The sequence below is a fragment of the Roseovarius indicus genome, from assembly GCF_008728195.1.
Classification (GTDB): Bacteria; Pseudomonadota; Alphaproteobacteria; order Rhodobacterales; family Rhodobacteraceae; genus Roseovarius; species Roseovarius indicus.
Genome location: NZ_CP031598.1, coordinates 1,178,292 through 1,194,285, shown reverse-complemented (window position 1 = coordinate 1,194,285; position 15,994 = coordinate 1,178,292). Strand labels below are relative to the sequence as shown.

General features: G+C 64.8%; 18 protein-coding genes. 8 read left to right on the top strand and 10 right to left on the bottom strand.

What is annotated here, in order from left to right:
• Positions 1–5: 5 nt before the first annotated feature.
• The 4 genes from RIdsm_RS05605 to RIdsm_RS05590 all read left to right on the top strand — a co-directional run bounded on the left by RIdsm_RS05605 (position 6) and on the right by RIdsm_RS05590 (position 3,409).
• Complete coding sequence (locus RIdsm_RS05605) at positions 6–545, top strand: NYN domain-containing protein (RefSeq protein WP_160325904.1); 540 nt, start codon at positions 6–8, stop codon at positions 543–545.
• Between the two features lie 65 nt (positions 546–610).
• On the top strand, positions 611–1,363 hold the full coding sequence (locus RIdsm_RS05600) for an SDR family NAD(P)-dependent oxidoreductase (RefSeq protein ID WP_074940321.1): 753 nt from the start codon (positions 611–613) through the stop codon (positions 1,361–1,363).
• A 25-nt stretch (positions 1,364–1,388) separates the two neighbouring features.
• A complete protein-coding gene (locus RIdsm_RS05595) occupies positions 1,389–2,303 on the top strand; it encodes an NAD(P)-dependent oxidoreductase (RefSeq protein WP_074940346.1) in 915 nt (304 codons plus the stop codon).
• Between the two features lie 65 nt (positions 2,304–2,368).
• On the top strand, positions 2,369–3,409 hold the full coding sequence (locus RIdsm_RS05590; protein ID WP_057821073.1) for an alcohol dehydrogenase family protein: 1,041 nt from the start codon (positions 2,369–2,371) through the stop codon (positions 3,407–3,409).
• Positions 3,410–3,504: 95 nt separating this feature from the next.
• Here RIdsm_RS05590 and ehuA read toward each other — a convergent pair whose 3' ends face one another.
• The 4 genes from ehuA to RIdsm_RS05570 form a co-directional block, all read right to left on the bottom strand.
• The gene (gene ehuA, locus RIdsm_RS05585; RefSeq protein WP_057821071.1) at positions 3,505–4,329 is read right to left on the bottom strand and encodes an ectoine/hydroxyectoine ABC transporter ATP-binding protein EhuA; all 825 of its coding nucleotides are present in this window, start codon (positions 4,327–4,329) and stop codon (positions 3,505–3,507) included.
• 8 nt (positions 4,330–4,337) lie between these two features.
• Positions 4,338–5,012, bottom strand: coding sequence for an ectoine/hydroxyectoine ABC transporter permease subunit EhuD (ehuD, locus tag RIdsm_RS05580; protein WP_057821069.1), 675 nt, complete (start codon positions 5,010–5,012; stop codon positions 4,338–4,340).
• A 1-nt stretch (position 5,013) separates the two neighbouring features.
• Positions 5,014–5,688 carry an ectoine/hydroxyectoine ABC transporter permease subunit EhuC gene (gene ehuC, locus RIdsm_RS05575; protein WP_057821067.1) on the bottom strand — a complete coding sequence of 225 codons (675 nt, stop codon included), beginning with the start codon at positions 5,686–5,688 and terminating at the stop codon, positions 5,014–5,016.
• A gap of 283 nt (positions 5,689–5,971) precedes the next feature.
• Positions 5,972–6,877 (bottom strand): transporter substrate-binding domain-containing protein, encoded by a 906-nt coding sequence (locus tag RIdsm_RS05570; RefSeq protein ID WP_160325903.1) that lies wholly within the window; start codon positions 6,875–6,877, stop codon positions 5,972–5,974.
• Between the two features lie 189 nt (positions 6,878–7,066).
• On the opposite strand from RIdsm_RS05570, the gene RIdsm_RS05565 reads away from it, so the two are divergent.
• Entirely contained in the window at positions 7,067–7,339 is a 273-nt protein-coding gene (locus RIdsm_RS05565) for a hypothetical protein (protein WP_143100486.1), read from the top strand.
• 29 nt (positions 7,340–7,368) lie between these two features.
• On the opposite strand, the gene RIdsm_RS05560 is transcribed toward RIdsm_RS05565, so the two are convergent.
• From RIdsm_RS05560 to RIdsm_RS05540, 5 genes are all read right to left on the bottom strand, one after another.
• A complete protein-coding gene (locus tag RIdsm_RS05560; protein WP_057821063.1) occupies positions 7,369–8,154 on the bottom strand; it encodes an enoyl-CoA hydratase/isomerase family protein in 786 nt (261 codons plus the stop codon).
• Positions 8,151–8,873: an NAD(P)H-dependent oxidoreductase gene (locus RIdsm_RS05555; protein ID WP_057821061.1), complete on the bottom strand. Its 723-nt coding sequence runs from the start codon at positions 8,871–8,873 to the stop codon at positions 8,151–8,153. Before RIdsm_RS05555 ends, RIdsm_RS05560 begins: the two co-directional genes overlap by 4 nt.
• Before the next feature lie 35 nt (positions 8,874–8,908).
• Complete coding sequence (locus RIdsm_RS05550) at positions 8,909–10,060, bottom strand: acyl-CoA dehydrogenase family protein (RefSeq protein ID WP_057821059.1); 1,152 nt, start codon at positions 10,058–10,060, stop codon at positions 8,909–8,911.
• A gap of 42 nt (positions 10,061–10,102) precedes the next feature.
• Positions 10,103–11,194: an acyl-CoA dehydrogenase family protein gene (locus RIdsm_RS05545; protein ID WP_057821057.1), complete on the bottom strand. Its 1,092-nt coding sequence runs from the start codon at positions 11,192–11,194 to the stop codon at positions 10,103–10,105.
• Positions 11,195–11,332: 138 nt separating this feature from the next.
• Positions 11,333–11,941 (bottom strand): NAD(P)H oxidoreductase, encoded by a 609-nt coding sequence (locus tag RIdsm_RS05540; protein ID WP_057821055.1) that lies wholly within the window; start codon positions 11,939–11,941, stop codon positions 11,333–11,335.
• A 403-nt stretch (positions 11,942–12,344) separates the two neighbouring features.
• Here RIdsm_RS05540 and RIdsm_RS05535 point away from each other — a divergent pair, with 403 nt between their 5' ends.
• From RIdsm_RS05535 to RIdsm_RS05525, 3 genes are all read left to right on the top strand, one after another.
• A complete protein-coding gene (locus tag RIdsm_RS05535) occupies positions 12,345–13,226 on the top strand; it encodes an alpha/beta hydrolase (protein WP_082647550.1) in 882 nt (293 codons plus the stop codon).
• A 42-nt stretch (positions 13,227–13,268) separates the two neighbouring features.
• Positions 13,269–13,808: an NYN domain-containing protein gene (locus RIdsm_RS05530; protein WP_057821051.1), complete on the top strand. Its 540-nt coding sequence runs from the start codon at positions 13,269–13,271 to the stop codon at positions 13,806–13,808.
• A gap of 83 nt (positions 13,809–13,891) precedes the next feature.
• The gene (locus RIdsm_RS05525; protein WP_057821049.1) at positions 13,892–14,914 is read left to right on the top strand and encodes a hypothetical protein; all 1,023 of its coding nucleotides are present in this window, start codon (positions 13,892–13,894) and stop codon (positions 14,912–14,914) included.
• A 24-nt stretch (positions 14,915–14,938) separates the two neighbouring features.
• Here the strand turns inward: RIdsm_RS05525 and RIdsm_RS05520 are convergent, their stop codons facing one another.
• Positions 14,939–15,985, bottom strand: coding sequence for an LLM class flavin-dependent oxidoreductase (locus tag RIdsm_RS05520; RefSeq protein WP_064261860.1), 1,047 nt, complete (start codon positions 15,983–15,985; stop codon positions 14,939–14,941).
• Positions 15,986–15,994 lie beyond the last annotated feature (9 nt).

Sequence of the window (15,994 nt, the reverse complement as noted above, 5' to 3'; positions counted from 1 at the left end):
ATATGATGAGCAAAGTTAACGCATATATCGACGGCGCCTTCTTCCAGGATGGTGTGCGGGGCCAGGGCATGTCCATGCGGATGAACCTCAAGGCGCTGGTCGAGGAGCTGGCCGGTGACGGTGAGGTGGGCGAAATCCACTATTTCATGAACCTGTCATCGGAGGTGCAATACCCCAACCGGCGCAAGAACGACGAGAAGCTGATGGCCCGCTACGAGGACCAGGGGCTGACCGTGCATATCGGCCGGACCGAACAGAAGGCGCAGGTTTTCGTCGACCGGGGTGTCGATACGCGGTTGTCGGCGAAGATGATGGCGGATGCCTATGCCGACAAGTTCGACACCGCGCTGGTGATCAGCCGGCGGCCCGACCTGGAACCGGCCATCACGGCGGTGCGTGAGGCCGGCAAGACGGTCAACGTGAGCTTTTTCCGTTTCGTCGTGGACCCGACCAACGAGCTGGAAGAGTGCTGTGACAATTACGCGGTTCTGACCAACGAGCAGGTCATCCGTCACAAGATCGAAGGCCCGCAGCCGAATTTCTGAATTCTCCGTCCCTGGACCCGGGCGATCGATGATCGCCCGGTTTTTTTACGTGGAGGTCCGGTCACATGTCATCTGTCGCTTTGGTCACTGGGGGCACCTCGGGCATCGGCGCCGCAACGGCGCGGGTTCTTGTTTCGCAGGGCTGGCAGGTGGTGATCTGCGGGCGCAACGCGGCGGCGGCCGAGGCGCTGATCGGTGAGCTGGGCCAGGAGAAGGTGCATTTCGAGAGTGCCGACCTGGAAGATCCGACGGTGGCCGACAGGCTGGTGGCGGCGGCGGTCGAGCGGTTCGGGCGGCTGGATGCGCTGGTGAACAACGCGGGCATCTGCGAACGCTGCCCGACGACCGAGACGAGCGACGATTTCTGGCGGCGGCATTTCGCGATCAACTGCGATTCCGCCTATTACCTGTCGCGTGCCGCCGTGCGGCAGTTTCACGAGGCCGGGCATGCCGGGTCGATCGTCAATGTCGCCTCGACCTACGGGTTCGACGGGGCGCCTTACCTTGCCGCCTATTGTGCCAGCAAGGGCGCGATGGTGATGATGACCAAGGCGATGGCGCTGGAGCATGCCAAGGAAGGGATCACCGTCAATTGTGTGTGCCCCGGCTCGGTGGATACGCCGATGCTGGAGGATCTCGGGCTTCGGCAGGGTATCGCGAAGGACGTGATGCTGGAGAGATGGGCCAGCCAGAGCCCCAGCGGGCGGGTCGCCACGCCGGAGGATATCGCGCATACGATCGGTTTCCTTGTCTCGGGCGCGGCAAGGCATGTGAACGGGGTGATCCTTCCCGTCGATGGCGGCGTGGCGGCCGGTTGACGACAAGATAACAGGGAGCTGCTTGATGAGACTTGGGTTTATCGGCCTGGGCACGATGGGAACGCCCATGGCGACCAACCTGCTGAAGGCCGGGCATGCGCTGCGTGTCTTCGATATCGACCGGTCGCGGGCCGATGCGCTGATCGCGCTGGGGGCCGAGTGGGCCGAGAGCCCGGCGGAGGCGGCACAGGGGGCGGAGGTGGTTCTGACCTCCCTGCCCGGCCCGGCGCAGGTGGAAGAGGTGATTGCCGGTGAGGGCGGTGTGCTGGAAGGGATCGGGGCGGGTGCCGTCTGGGTCGACCTGACCACCAACGAGATCGAGGTGATCCGGACGCTTGCCGCGCTGATGGCCGAGAAAGGCGCCGAGACGCTGGACGTGCCGGTGACGGGAGGGGTTCTGAACGCCCATGCGGGCAAGATCACGGTCTTTGCCGGGGGGCCGGAGGCGGCGTTCGAGACGGTGCGGCCGGTGCTGGACGCGATGGCGGCGGAGGTGTTTCACTTCGGCGCGCTTGGCAGCGGCACGGTCATCAAGCTGGTGACAAATTTCGTGGCTTTCGTGAACGCGGTGGCGCTTGGCGAGGGGATGATCTTTGCCACCAAGTACGGGATCGATACCGGGCATGCGCTGGAGGCGATCAAGTCGAGCTATGCCGACAGTTTCGTGGCGCAGACCGATGGCGGAAAGATCATGTCGGGCGATTACGCGTCGGATTTCGTGATGTCTCTGGCATGCAAGGATATCCGGCTGACGCTGGAGCTGGCGGGCAAGATGGGTCTGGAGCTGCCGGCCACCGAGCTGAGCGGGCGGGTCTTCAACGAGGCGCGCGAGAGTTACGGCGAAAATGTCGGGTGCCTTCAGGCGATCCGGCTTCTGGAAGAGAGGAACGGGGTCGCCCTGTCGCGTCTGACGGCGGCGGCGGGCCTGCCCGGTTCGTGACGAGACCGGGTCGCCCGGCGGGCGGCAGGTGACACATTCAAACTCCCAAGGAGGGTACGAGACATATGACCGATATTCCCGAGACGATGAAAGCCATGGTCCTGACCGGACAGGGGGATTACGACAAGCTGCAATACAAGGACGTGCCCGTGCCCGAGATCGGCAAGGGCGAGGTGCTGATCAAGGTGCTGGCGGCGGGCGTCAACAACACGGAAATCAACGTGCGGCTGGCGTGGTACGCGCAGGACGAGGACAGCGAAGAAGAGAACCAGCAGCTGGCCGAGGGCGTCTGGGAAGGCGGCGGGGTGTATTTCCCGCGGATCCAGGGCGCGGATGCCTGTGGCGAGATCGTCGCCGTGGGGGAAGGCGTGGACGAAAGCCGGATCGGTGATCGGGTGATCGTGGAACCGCTGTTCCGGAACCCGGTGAAGTATTTCGGGGCTGAATGCGACGGGGCGTTTGCCGAGTACACGGTGGCGCCAACCGAGAACGCGCACAAGGTCGAGAGCGATCTGAGCAATGTCGAACTGGCCTCGTTCCCGTGCTCCTATTCGACGGCGGAGAACCTTGTCAGCCGGGCCGGTGTGTCGGCGGGCGACGTGGTGCTGGTGACGGGCGCGTCGGGCGGCGTGGGCTCGGCCGCGGTGCAGCTGGCCGCGCGGCGGGGCGCCGAGGTGATCGGCGTGGTGCGCGACGACAAGGCCGACAAGGTGAAGGCGATCGGCGCCAGCCGGACCGTGGACCGCGACGCCGACCTTGTCGAGACGCTGGGGATCAACAGTGTCGACGTGGTGATCGACCTGGTGGGCGGCGAGGAATGGCCGCACCTGCTGACGGTGATGCGCTCGCGCGGGCGGTATGCGACGTCGGGGGCGATTGCCGGGCCGGTGGTCACGCTCGACCTGCGGACGATGTATTTCAAGGACCTGTCGCTGTTCGGCTGCACGGCGTTCGAGCCGGAGGTGTTCAAGAACCTCGTGAGCTATATCGAGAAGGGCGAAATCAAGCCGGTGATCTCGGGGACCTACAAGCTGACCGATATCGCGCAGGCGCAGGAGGATTTCCTGAAGAAGAAGCACGTCGGCAAGCTGGTGCTTGAACTGTAGGACAACGCCCGGGCCGGTTTCGGCCGGCGCGTGCGGGAAACCGGGCAGAGGTGAGCGACCTGCCCGGTTTTTCTTTGCCCGGTGAATGGGGCGGCTCAGCCGGCCTCGAGCACCGCGGAGAGGAATTGCTGGGTGCGGGGGTTCTGGGGTTCGGTGAATATCTGCTCGGGCTCGCCCATTTCGGCGATGCTGCCGTTGTCGAAGAAGCAGACCCTGTCGGAAATTTCCCGTGCGAAGCCCATCTGGTGGGTGACCATGACCATGGTCAGGCTGAACTCTTCCGAGAGCTTGCGGATGACCGAGAGCACCTCGCCGATCACCTCGGGGTCGAGGGCGGAGGTGACCTCGTCGAAGAGCATGACCTTGGGGCGCATGGCAAGCGCGCGGGCGATGGCGACGCGCTGTTGTTGGCCGCCCGAAAGGCGGAGCGGGTGTTCGCCCATCTTGTCGGCGAGGCCGACCATGTCGAGCAGGCCTTCGGCGCGGTCCTTGGCTTCGGCCTTGGACAGGCCCAGCACCTGCACGGGCGCCTCCATGCAGTTTTCCAGCGCGGACATGTGGGGAAAGAGGTTGAAGTGCTGGAACACCATGCCGATGTTCGAGCGCTGCTTGCGCTGGTGCTTGGTGCTGGCGGGGACGAGTTGGCCGTTCTTGTCCATGTGGGTGAGCGGCTCTCCGTCGACATAGACGACGCCGCCGTTGATTTCCTCGAGCGTCATCAGGACGCGCAACACCGTCGTCTTGCCCGAGCCGGAGGGCCCGATGATCGAGACGGTTTCGTTGGCCGCGATGTCGAGGTCGAGATCGTCGAGCACGACAAGATCGCCATAGCATTTGCGAACGCCTGCCATGCGCACCATCGGGCAGGGTTCACTCAGCTTGAGCGGGAATTTCTGCTTGTCGGTGAGTGTATCGGTCATGTGTTCCTCTATTGACTAAGGCCCATCGCGCGGCGGACCTTCTGCTCGAATTTGCGGACCCCGGCGGCGGCGACCAGAGAGATCACCAGGAAGATGATGCCGACAAGGGTGAAGGGTTCAAGGAACCGGTAGACCTCGGAGCCGACCTCGGTGGCGCGAAGAACCAGTTCGGGCACGCCGATGGCCGAGAGCATGGGCGTATCCTTGAAGATCGACACGAGGTAGTTGCCCATGGCCGGCACCGAAGGCGGCAGCGATTGCGGAATGATGATCCGCGTGTAGGTGCGCCATGTGCTGAGGTTGAGCGCCTTGGCGGCTTCCCACTGGCCCTTCGGCACGCTTTCGAGACCGGCACGGTAGACCTCGGAGAGGTAGGAGCCGTAATGCACGCCGATGGCGAGCAGCCCCGCCACCCACGGCGACAGGAAGATGCCGAACTGCGGCCCGACGAAGAAGACGAAGAAGATCTGCAGGAGCAGCGGCGTCGAGCGGATGAATTCGACGCATTCACGGACGATCCGGTTGACGAGCCAGAAGGGCGTGCGCTGTCCCAGGGCGAAGACGAGGCCGATGACCACGGCGATGGCGTATCCGCCGATCGCGGCCAGAAGCGTGTTGCCCGTGGCGCCCAGCAGCCGCGGGAGCACCTCGAACATGTAATCCCATTGCCAAGTGAAACCCATATCAGCGCACCATCCCTATTTTCCTGGCCCAGGCCTTTTCGAACCAGCGCATCCCGGGCGAGATGACGAGGCGGCTGAGCAGGTAGTAAATGATCATAGCGGTTCCGAAACTCTGGATCGCGACGGAGCCGAACGTGTCGAGGTTGATCTGCTTGACCCGGAACATCAGGTCCCAGATCGCGATCATCGAGACCAGCGAGGAGTACTTGAACATCTCGACCATCAGGTTGCCCCAGGAGGGCAGCATGATCAGAACCGCCTGGGGAAGGATGATCCGCTGCATCCTCGTGCGGGCCGACAGGTTGAGGGCGACGGACGCCTCCGACTGCCCCCTGGGTACTGACTGGATGCCGCCGCGGACGATTTCCGCGCCGTAGGCGCCCATCGTCAGGCCGAGCACGAGAATACCCGTAAAGTATTTCTCGAGCTGCAGGCCGAAAAGCGGCAGCGCGTAGAACATCCAGAAGAGCTGGACCACGATCGACACGCCGCGGAACACCTCGATATAGGCCGCGGCGATCGTGCGGACGGATTTGTAGGGAGACAGGCGCAGCAGCGCCGAGACCAAGGCAAACACGGTGCCGACCACCACGGAGCCCAGGTAGATCTGGATCGAGATCCAGGTTCCGCTGATGAAGAAGTCGGAGTAGGTCTCGAGGAATTCAAAGTATGGCATTTCTCACCGACGCCTTCGCGGAAATTGTGACCAGCTGAAAGGAAGGATAGCACCGCGGGTCGCGGCTGAGTAAGGCCTTGATGCGCCCTGCCCGCTTGCCCGCGCACGGATTTCCCGTGCCTTGGCTGACCATTCCGCGGATTGACTTATTTATGTGCCCGGTGTGTCTCGTGGCGGAGGGGCCCGTGACCCGCCCCTTGGGATGCCCCAGGGCCGGGCCACCGCGGGCCGGCATGTACCGGCCCGTCTCAGGCCCCTCGCATGTCGAGACGTCGTTGCGGGATCAGCGGTTCTCGCAGACCCAGTCGGCGGTCACGGACGGATCGGGAATGTTCATCTCGGTGAACCCGTCATCCTCGACGACGGCCAGCATCTCCTCGGAGCCGAGGTATTTTTTCTGCCCCTCGTTGTAGAGCTCGACGAAGTCGGCATCGTCGGGGCGGAAGCCCGCGGCCGGCCAGTTCTTGGTGTCGATCGGCATTTTCGACATATCGCTCAGTTCGAACTTGCCGTTGCTGCGGTCTACCAGCTCTTTCGAGGTGAAGTAGTTGTAGAGCGCGGCATCGACCCGGCCGGAGTTCATCGCGGCGAAGACCTCGGCGTCGCTGGTCAGGATGGTCATCTGGCCTTCGGGCACGTTGCCTTCCTTGGCGTATTTCTGCCCGGCGGAACCGGCCGTCGTGCTGAGCTTGATGCCCTTCTCGATGACGTCCTCGACGGTGTTGATGCCCTGCGGGTTGCCGGCGGGCACGACGAAGGCCATGCCCATCACGCCGAGCGGGTTGGCGAAGGCCATGTTCTGGCAGCGCTCGCCGAGGATGTAGAGGCCGCAGGAGGCGATGTCGTACTGACCGGCGTTGAGCGCGGGAATGACGCCGGCCCAGTCGGTCAGGATGATGGATTCGATGTTGTCGAACCCGGCCGCCTTGAGCGAGCCGACGACGATTTCGTTGGCGAAGCCGTTGGGCGTGCCGTCGGGGCCCTGCCCGCACCACGGCGGGGCGGAGATGTAGCCGAGGCGGATCGGTTCGCCGGCCTCGATCCGGTCCATCAGCGGGCCCGCCTTGGCGGCGCCGGTGCCGATGCCCGTGGCGGTAACGAGAGCCGCCGCCATCCCCATGGCGAAACTTTTCACGCCACGAAACCTCGGGGCTTTTTCTTGGTTCAGTGTATCGTAGTCGTTTGTCATGACGACCTCCCGGTTGGTTGAATTTTGAAGCTTCGAAAGCCTTGACCCAAGGCCGATGGCTGGCGGTCGGCGGTGTGCCTGGCCCATGTCGCGGGCCGGTATCTGACCGCTCTCGCACCCGGGGCGGAGCCTCGAAACCGATGGACCCATTCTGACGACAGGCTGCCCATCATGATTGAGTGTAATCGAATGTATGCGATCATTATATTTAATTTTTCGACCAGTAGATTGATGAATGTTGAATTGATGTTAGGCCCGCGACGGGCCTTTCAGGCAGCTGATTTGGCGATTTTTGATTTTCTTGAACCATGTTTTATCGTTCACTTTCAGGTTGTTAGTCTGTTATTGCCAAATGCGGCGGAGATTGCGGTCTGGCCAGTGGCGGCCGGAAGAGCGTTTGAGACGCCGGATCGTGCCGGACCGGGGCCGAAAGCCGCGATCCGGGCCGTGTTTTGCCCCTGATCCGCCTGTTTCGGCGGCCCCTGTCGCGGCTATGTCCTGCGCCCCCGGGTGAGGGTTTCGATGAAGGCCTCGATGCGCGCGGGGGCGTCCGGGCAGGGGAAGTCGGTCTGCGCCTCGAGCGCGGTCATTTCGTCTTTCAGATGGCGGCCGCCGGCGCGGTAGAGCGACTTGTAGGCGGCGAGCGAGCCGGGGCTGTTGCCGGCGATCATGGCGCAGGTGGCGTCGACGGCGGCGTCGAGTTCATCGGGGGCGACGACCGTGGTGACGAGGCCCCAGTCGGCGGCTTCCTTGGCGTTGAAGGTGCGGGCCGTGAAGGACAGCTCGCGCGCGCGGCGCAGGCCCACGGCCTGGGCGAGCCGGGCGGTCATGCCCCAGGTGGGGCGGATGCCGAGCTTGGCGTGGGTGTCGCCGAACAGGGCCGTGTCGGCGGCGACGATCCAGTCGCAGGCCAGCGCGATTTCGAGGGCACCGGTGAAGCAGGCGCCGTTGACCTTGGCGATGACCGGGAAGCGCGCGTCTTCGATGAGGGTGTTGAGGCGCCGGGCGGGGATGTTCATGGCATCGCCGATATCGCCCCTGGCGAGGCTGTCAGGGTCGATCTCGAGTTGGGTCAGGTCGACCCCGGCGGCGAAAGCCTTGCCGTTGCCGGTGAGGACGGCGACGCGGATGTCGTCGGACCGGGTGAGCGTTTCGAAAGCATCAACCAGTTCCGTCAGCATGGTGCGGGTGATGGCGTTGTATTTCTGCGGGCGGTTGAGGCGGATGGTGGCGATGCCGTCCTGCGTTTCCAGCTCGATTTCGGAGTAGGCGGTCATGTGGAGGCCCCCTGCCCCGCGGCGATCGGGTTCATCTGGTCGTCGAAGTCGTCAAGGCTGGGAAAGCTGAGGGTTTCGAGACTGTCGAAGCGGGCGACATGGGCGTCGAGCTCTTCGAGAAGGGCGGCGCGGGCGGCATCGTCGATATAGGGGACGTGGTGGGCGACGAAGGGCGTGACCACGTCGAAGCCCGCGTAGTAGAGCGTGCCGCGCAGGAGGGGGCGGAGCATGTCTTCGAGGGGGCCGTGGACGGCGCCCGGCCCGAACATGTTGGTGCGGCCGCCGAGGCTGACGGAGACCATGGCGCGGCGGCCCCGCAGACGGCCCTTGTCGTAGAAGGCGCGGCCGCCATAGACGGCGCCGGAGACGAAGACCCGGTCAATCCAGCCCTTGAGGATGGCCGGGGTGGAGAACCAGAAGATCGGGAAGTTGAGGACCAGCGTGTCGCACCACAGGAGCTTGTCCAGCTCGGCGCGGATGTCGGGGGCGATGGTTTCGGTTTTCACCCCGTGGCGCTGTTCGAGGGCGTAGTTGAGGTACTCGGGGTTGCCGCGCTCGGTGAAGTCGGCGGCGCTGGCGACCGGGTTGAAGCCCATCTGGTAGAGGTCGGAAGTGGCAACCTCGTCGCCGCGTGCCTTGAAGGCATCGACAAGGCGGGCCGCCATGGCGCTGTTGAAGGACTGGGGTTCGGGGTGGGCGTGAACCACGAGGGTTTTCATGTGAGACGGGCCTTCCCGGGTTGGTGTTTCAGGGCTCAGCGCAGGCCGAGGCCGCGGGCGATGATGCCGCGGAGGATTTCGCGGGTGCCGCCGCGGAGCGAGAATGTGGGCGCGTTGAGGAGCACGTTGCAGGTGACTTCGCGGAACTGGCGGGCGGAGGCCGGGTCGGCCGCGAGGTCGGCGAACTGGCGGACGATTTCGGGGATTTCCTGTTCCAGCGTGGCGCCGAGATCCTTGACGATGGAGGCGTGCACGAGCGGGTCTTCGCCGTCCTCCAGCATGACCGAGACGCTGCGCGAGAGGCGGCGGAGCACGGCGGTGTGGGCGAGGAGGCGGCCATAGGCGATGGCGGCGGATTCCGAGTGCGGGGCGGCGGCGAGGATGCGTCCGAGCTCGACGACAAGTTCGAAGGAGGAGAGGAAGCGTTCGGGGCCGCTGCGTTCGTAGGAGAGCTCGCTCATGACCTGGGCCCAGCCGTTGCCCTCTTCACCCAGAAGGGCGGATTTGGGGACCAGCACGTCATTGAAGACGACCTGGTTGAAATGGTGCTGGCCCGCGAGGTCGATGATCGGTTTGACCTCGATGCCGGGGGTGGACATGTCGATGAGAAGCTGGCTGGTGCCCTTTTGCCGGTCTTCGGTGGTGCCGTGGGTGCGGCAGAAGAGGATCATGTAATGGGCGACATGGGCGTTGGTCGTCCAGACCTTGGTGCCGTTGATGCGGTAGCCCTCGTCGACCGGTTCGGCGCGGGTGCGGACGGAGGCGAGGTCGGAGCCTGCGTCGGGTTCGCTCATGCCGATGGAGGCGAAGCATTCGCCCGCTGCGATGCGGGGGAGGATGGTCTGCTTTTGCTCCTCGGTGCCGAATTTCAGGATCAGCGGGCCGGTCTGGCGGTCGGCGATCCAGTGGGCGGAAACCGGCGCGCCGGCGGCGAGGAGTTCCTCGATGACGACGTAACGCTCCATCTCGGTGCGGGCGTGGCCGCCGTACTGGGTGGGCCATGTCATGCCGAGCCAGCCCTTCTGGCCGAGCTTGCGGCTGAATTCTGTGTCGAGGCCATTCCACGAGTCGGATTTTTGCAGCGGGGTGCGGTCGGCGATCTCGGTGGCGAGGAATGAGCGGACCTCGGCCCGGAGGCTGTCGAGGGCCTCGGAGGTCTTGGGCGTGGCGAAGGTGAGTTCGGTCATTCCGGTCTTCCGTTGGTGATGTCTTGGGTGGGCCGGGCGCGCTCAGACGGCTTCGCGCACGGGTTCCATGCCGGTGATGAAGGCCCAGGGGCCCTGATCGGCGTGGTCGAGCGCGAGGGTGGCGAGTCGGGCCTGCCAATGGCGTTCGGTGCCGAAATCGTCGCGCAGCGACCAGAGCAGGCGGGTGAAGTGCTGAAGCTCGTAGTCCTGCGAGGCGCCGATGGCGCCGTGGATCTGGTGCGCGAGGCCGGCGATGAGGCCAACCGCCTCGCCCGTGCGGGCCTTGGCCGCGGCGATGGCGGCGGCGCCGTCGGGGGTGGAAAAGCCGGCGGCCGCCATGTCGGCGCAGGCCGAGGTGACGGCGACGGCGCTGGCCATGCGCGCGAGGTCATGCTGGATGACCTGGAAGCGCGAGAGGGGGCGGCCGAACTGTTTGCGCGTGGTGGCGTACTCGCTGGTCAGGTCGAAGACCTTCTGGGCGGCACCGGCCATGGCGATGGTGCGGATGGCGGCGCCGGCGAGCATGACGGGATCGGGGCCAAGATCGGCGGGGATCGGCGCCACGTTCTCGGCGGCGAGATCGGTGTCAATGGTGACGCGGGCCGCCGGGTGGCCGGCTGTGGAGGTGAAGGTTTCCGCGATGGTCCAGGCGCCGTGCGGCAGGCGGACGAGGTGGTTGGCCCCGTCGAGGTGGGCGTGGGCGACGACGCTTTCGGCCTGATCGGGCCAGGGGACGTGGGCGCCCTGCCCTTCGACATGCCATGTCGTGTCGTCCTTGCGGGTCAGCGCAAGGGGCGCGGCCGGGCCGGAGACGATCATGGAAAGCGGGCCCTCGGCGGGCTCGAGCCCGCAGCGGGCGAGAAGGTGGTTGGCGGCCATTGTTTCGGCCAGCGGCAGGGGGACGGCGTAGCGGCCGGCGAGGCGGACGATCATGAGGCCGTGGTCGATGTCGAGACCGAAGCCGCCCGAGGCCTCGTCGACCAGTGCGAGCGGGAGGCCGTTGTCGGAGATGACCTGCCAGAGATCGGCGAGCCAGTCGCCCTCGGCGGCGCTGTCGAGGGATTGCCTGGTGACGGTCTGGCTGAAGATTCGCTCGGCCGTCGAAACCGCGATTTGCCCCACGTTGCTGTCCATGGTCCCCTTCCAGATTTGGCGCGGCGGCCGGGGATTTTCCCCGACCGGCCGCGTTCATACTGACGGGTATATTATGATACCAGCACGTTTTGTCCAGAGTGGATTTCCCCTGCGGCAATCAGCCGGCCGGGGCCGGTCTCAGGATTTGAGCGGGTTGTAGGCCTGTTTCTCGGTCACCGAGGTTTCGAAGGTTTCGCCCAGCTCGAAGGCCCGGTCGAGGAGGATCTTCTGGTGTTCGGGGCTGGTGAGGCTGTCGTAGAGCAGTTCGAACCGGCCTTCCTCGATGCCGCAGTAATGGACGATGCCGGTGAGCATCAGGGTTTTCATCGACGGTTCGTAATTGCGCTTGGCGAAGCTGGGGGCGTTGTCGGCGGCGACGCCGAGGATCAGACCCTTGGATTGCTTCATGCGGCCCCAGCCATGCGCCCAGCCCTGGTTCCAGACGCGTTCGATCCAGCCGCGGGTCATGGCCGGGAAACCCCACCACCAGACCGGGAAGACGAAGGCGATGGCGTCGTTGCGATCGACGCGGGCCTGCTGGTCGAGCAGTTCCTGCGAAAAGGTCTGGGTTCGATCGCCCCAGATCGGTTCGTCTTCCACCTTCATCCGGGGGTCGAAGCCTTCGCGGTGAAGGTCGGCGATTTCGGGGATGTGGCCGCCGGCCTTGAGCCCTTCGGCGAGCTTGTCGGCGACCGCGCCGGTGAGCGAATCCCGACGCGGGTGGTCGAGGACGATAAGAACTTTCATGCTGAGAATCCCATGTATCTAGGTTGGAGGAGCTGCCGAGAACCGGCCTACGCGCGAGGATGGCGACCGATGGTCACATGGGTCAATATGCCTGACAGGTGTTCGGCGGGCGGTTTGGGGGCCCGGGCCTGCCGAAGGACTGCGTCAGAGGGAGGGAAAGGGCGGTCGGCTTCGATCTATCTATTTGATTAATAATGGGTAATCTGGCCAAGCCGTGCTGGCGGCGCTCGACCAATACTTCAAAATAACTAAGATAACTGTGAACATAATTCGATTTACCAAGAGGCACCCGGTGCTACTCTCGCGGCATGTGGCGAACAGGTGCCGGCGTAAAACGCTCGGCTGGCCGCTGCGTTCGCCGTGTCGGCGCGGGTGCGCCGGTGGCGCGGCGACGGCACCCCTAATGACGTATTTCGGAGGTCTCATGCTCGACGGCACGCCGTACAAACTTCCGGTCGAGGTCGACCTTCAGTTCGACCTGGCCAATCACCAGTGGGAACGCGCCGCTTACACGGAATTCGTGGTGACGAAGTCGCGCCAGACCCGCGAGATGCTGGAGTGTATCGAGGATATCCGGGTCGGCGCGCGCGACGAGGAGCGGATCGACGTGTTCCCGGCGAAGGCGCCCAACTCGCCGGTTGTGATGTTCATCCATGGCGGGTGGTGGCGCGGGACGACGCGCAAGGAATGGAGCTACATGGCCTACGGGTTTCACCAGCTGGGCTATGCGGTGGTGATTTCCGACTACACGCTGTGCCCGAAAGTGACGATCCCCGACATCACCCAGGCCAGCCGCGCGGCAGTGGCATGGGCCTACGAGCATGCCGAGACGATCAACGGCAACAAGGACCGGCTGTTCGTGTGCGGCCATTCCGCCGGCGGGCAGCAGGCGGGGATGATCGCGGTGACGGACTGGACGAAGTATGGCTTGCCGGCGGATGCGGTCAAAGGCGTGGTGCCGATGAGCGGGGTGTTCGACATGCGGGTGATGCAGTCGGGCTTTCTGCAACCCTATATCCAGTTGACCGGGGATACGGCGCGGACGGAGAGCGCGCTGTTCAACATTCCCGACGTGGCGCCGCCGATCATGGTTTTCCTGGGCGACGAGGAATCGATCGAGTTTCATCGGCAGGCCGAGGTCTTTGCCGAGGCGTGGCGGGCCAAGGGGCACCGGGCGGAGTTCATGGCGATGGAGAACGAGGACCATTCGTCGAGCATCTTCGCGGCGGGCGACCCGGACAGCCCCGCCTGCAAGGCGATGGTCGAGTTTTTCGAAAGCTGCTGACGCGCGGCACTACGGCACCGGACAGGAATACGGAGAGAACGCATGGCGCAAGTCGCGGTTTACATTGACGGGGGCCACCTGATCGACGCCGTCCGGGGGATGGGCGCGTCGCTGGACATGGACATGATGGCGCTGGCCAAGGGGCTGGCGGGGGATGACGAGGTTGCGGCGGTGCATTTCTACTACTGCCCGTTCCCCGAGCACCCCTACCCCACCAAGCACCGGAACGAGAAGGCGGTGATGGCGAAGTTCGAGGCGCAGGGGGTGCATGTGCATGCCTGCCGGACGCAGATTGTCGGCAGCATTTTCGTGGAGCGCGGCATGGAAGCGGCGCTGGCGGCGCAGATGATCCCCGACGCGGTAGCCGGGCGGTTCGACAAGGCGCTGCTGGTCAGCCGGCGGGTGGATTTCGCCGCGATCGTGGACGCTGTGCGGGAGACGGGGAAAACGGTCGAGATCGCGTCGGTCGAGTATGAGACCGACCCGGGCAACCCGCTGGGCAAGGCCTGTGACGGGTACGGCAAGATCGATCGGGCGCGGATACTCGAGGTGAGGAAAGGCGGGCCGAAGCCCGCATTCTGACGCCGCGCCGGCATATCGCAACAGGGTGTCACTAATTCACGCGCGGCGGCATGCGCCCCGCGCCAATGGAGGGAGCGTGTCGCATGGCATTGAACTGCATTTTCTTCGGGCTTGGCGTTGTCGGGCAGGACGCGGCGCGTGGGTTGCTAGATTATGGCGTGACGATCTCCGGCGCCTATAGCCGGACGAGCCATGTGGGCGAGGATCTGGGCACGGTGATCGGGCGGGCGCCGATAGGGGTGAACGTGGAGCCGGTGACGGCGTTCGAGGCCAGGCCGGGGATGGCAGACGTGGCGATCTTCTGCACGACGAACGCGTTCGACGAGTTGCTGGGCGATGCCATGGCCTGTGCCGAGGCGGGGATCAACGTGCTGAGCATTGCGGGCAATGCGCTTTACCCGTGGACGTTTCAGCCGGAAGTGGCCGAGAGGCTGGACAAGGCGGCGAAGCGGGGGAATGCGACGATCCTGGGCTGCGGGTATCAGGACGGGGTGATGGTGCACCTGACCGGGACGGCGACGTCGATGACGACCGACCTGACGCGGATCGAGATGGATTGCTTCAGCGATTTCAGCCGGTTGGGCGAAAGCTCGACCGAGCGGCTGGGGCTGGGCATGGCGCGGGAGGCCTTTCCGGTGGAGGAGAGCGTTTCGGCGGCGGCGGATGCGACGCGGCCGGCCTCGACCATGGGGCAGGTTCTGGATGCGCTGTGCGACTACATTGGGCTGGGGCGGGCGGAGCTTTCCTATTACCTCGGGCCCGTGGTGGCGGAGGCGGTGACGCCGAATCCGTTTACCGGGGACGAGATCGCGCCGAGGCACATCATCGGGATGGAAGAGGTGGTGACGGCGACGACGCCCGAGGGGATCGAGCTTGTCGGGCGGCTGACGGCGAAACTGTTCGCGGCAGGAGAGACCGAGTATTACGCCTGCCGCTTCGGCGGGGCGGCGCCGTATGAGCTTCGGCTGACGCCGGCTTACGGGTTGGAATGGACGACGGGATGCCTGGTGAACCGGGTGGCCGATATGCCGGCGGCGCCGGCGGGGCTGATCACGGTGGTGGACCTGCCCGCGCCGCGGTTCCGGGGGGTGGCGGGCCCCAGGTAGGGGCCGCGCCGGAAAGCTGGCGGGTTACTCGGCCGCGGCGGAATGCTTGGTCTGTACCTTCGGCAGGACGTAGTCGCCGAAGGTTTCGAGGCTTTCCATGATGTCCTTGTGGTCGGGGCCGATATGGAGCTTCATGCCGAATTCGTCGAAGCCCATTTCCTTGAACTCCATGATCCGTTCGAGCACGTAATCCTTCGAGCCGATCAGCAGGGTTTCGGCATATTCCTCGGCCGTGCCCTCGACATCGACGCCGTGCACGACGCCTTCCTTGACGTTCGAGGTGTTCTGCAGGAGGCCCATGAACTTGCGGTGCTTCTGGTAGGCCATCTCGACCTTTTCGCGGCGGTCGTCCTCGTCCTTCGCGATGTAGACCCAGTGCAGCATGGAGATCTTCTGCTTGCCCTGGGGCTGCGAGGATTCCGCGACCCCGGCGCGGAAGCTGTCCATCACCTCCTGGACGAAGGACATGGGCTGGCGCAGTTGCGAGGTTTGCACGTGGTAACCGTTCTTCGCGATGTGGAAGGCGGATTCCGGGCGCATGGAGGCCTGCCAGATCGGCGGATAGGGCCGCTGGTAGACCGGCGGCACGATCGTCACGTCACGGAACTTGGTGTATTTCCCGTCGAAGGAGATGTCCTTCTCGGTGAAGAGGCGCTTGAGGGCCTCGATCTGTTCGTTGAACTTCTCGAGGTTGGCCTCGGGGTCGAGATCCATGAACATCTTCGAGGGTTCATAGGTGCTGCCGCCGCGGGCGAGGCCCAGCTCGAGCCGGCCGCGGGTGAGCTGATCGGCCTGGGCGATGCGGCCCGCGAGCATCTCGATCTCGTGCCACGGCAGGCAGAGCACCGAGAGGATCAGCTTCTGATTGCTGGTGATGGGCGCAAGGTAGCAGGCGAGCGCGATCGGATCGGGCGTCGCGTTGTAATCCATGAAGTGGTGTTCGCCCATGATGAAGGCGTCGACGCCGATCTGATCGGAGAGCTTCACGCACTCGATCAGCTCGGGGAAGAGGTTGTTGATGTCTTTCGTGGGGTCCGGCCAGTGGCCGGGCAGTTCCAAACCGAATAGCATGGTTTTCGT

Excerpts from the sequence above, each read along its gene's own strand:
- RIdsm_RS05605 (WP_160325904.1), top strand. The coding sequence starts at position 6 with ATGAGCAAAGTTAACGCATATATCGACGGCGCCTTCTTCCAGGATGGT.
- RIdsm_RS05600 (WP_074940321.1), top strand. The coding sequence starts at position 611 with ATGTCATCTGTCGCTTTGGTCACTGGGGGCACCTCGGGCATCGGCGCC.
- RIdsm_RS05595 (WP_074940346.1), top strand. The coding sequence starts at position 1,389 with ATGAGACTTGGGTTTATCGGCCTGGGCACGATGGGAACGCCCATGGCG.
- RIdsm_RS05590 (WP_057821073.1), top strand. The coding sequence starts at position 2,369 with ATGACCGATATTCCCGAGACGATGAAAGCCATGGTCCTGACCGGACAG.
- ehuA (WP_057821071.1), bottom strand. The coding sequence starts at position 4,329 with ATGACCGATACACTCACCGACAAGCAGAAATTCCCGCTCAAGCTGAGT.
- ehuD (WP_057821069.1), bottom strand. The coding sequence starts at position 5,012 with ATGGGTTTCACTTGGCAATGGGATTACATGTTCGAGGTGCTCCCGCGG.
- ehuC (WP_057821067.1), bottom strand. The coding sequence starts at position 5,688 with ATGCCATACTTTGAATTCCTCGAGACCTACTCCGACTTCTTCATCAGC.
- RIdsm_RS05570 (WP_160325903.1), bottom strand. The coding sequence starts at position 6,877 with ATGACAAACGACTACGATACACTGAACCAAGAAAAAGCCCCGAGGTTT.
- RIdsm_RS05565 (WP_143100486.1), top strand. The coding sequence starts at position 7,067 with ATGTATGCGATCATTATATTTAATTTTTCGACCAGTAGATTGATGAAT.
- RIdsm_RS05560 (WP_057821063.1), bottom strand. The coding sequence starts at position 8,154 with ATGACCGCCTACTCCGAAATCGAGCTGGAAACGCAGGACGGCATCGCC.
- RIdsm_RS05555 (WP_057821061.1), bottom strand. The coding sequence starts at position 8,873 with ATGAAAACCCTCGTGGTTCACGCCCACCCCGAACCCCAGTCCTTCAAC.
- RIdsm_RS05550 (WP_057821059.1), bottom strand. The coding sequence starts at position 10,060 with ATGACCGAACTCACCTTCGCCACGCCCAAGACCTCCGAGGCCCTCGAC.
- RIdsm_RS05545 (WP_057821057.1), bottom strand. The coding sequence starts at position 11,194 with ATGGACAGCAACGTGGGGCAAATCGCGGTTTCGACGGCCGAGCGAATC.
- RIdsm_RS05540 (WP_057821055.1), bottom strand. The coding sequence starts at position 11,941 with ATGAAAGTTCTTATCGTCCTCGACCACCCGCGTCGGGATTCGCTCACC.
- RIdsm_RS05535 (WP_082647550.1), top strand. The coding sequence starts at position 12,345 with ATGACGTATTTCGGAGGTCTCATGCTCGACGGCACGCCGTACAAACTT.
- RIdsm_RS05530 (WP_057821051.1), top strand. The coding sequence starts at position 13,269 with ATGGCGCAAGTCGCGGTTTACATTGACGGGGGCCACCTGATCGACGCC.
- RIdsm_RS05525 (WP_057821049.1), top strand. The coding sequence starts at position 13,892 with ATGGCATTGAACTGCATTTTCTTCGGGCTTGGCGTTGTCGGGCAGGAC.
- RIdsm_RS05520 (WP_064261860.1), bottom strand. The coding sequence starts at position 15,985 with ATGCTATTCGGTTTGGAACTGCCCGGCCACTGGCCGGACCCCACGAAA.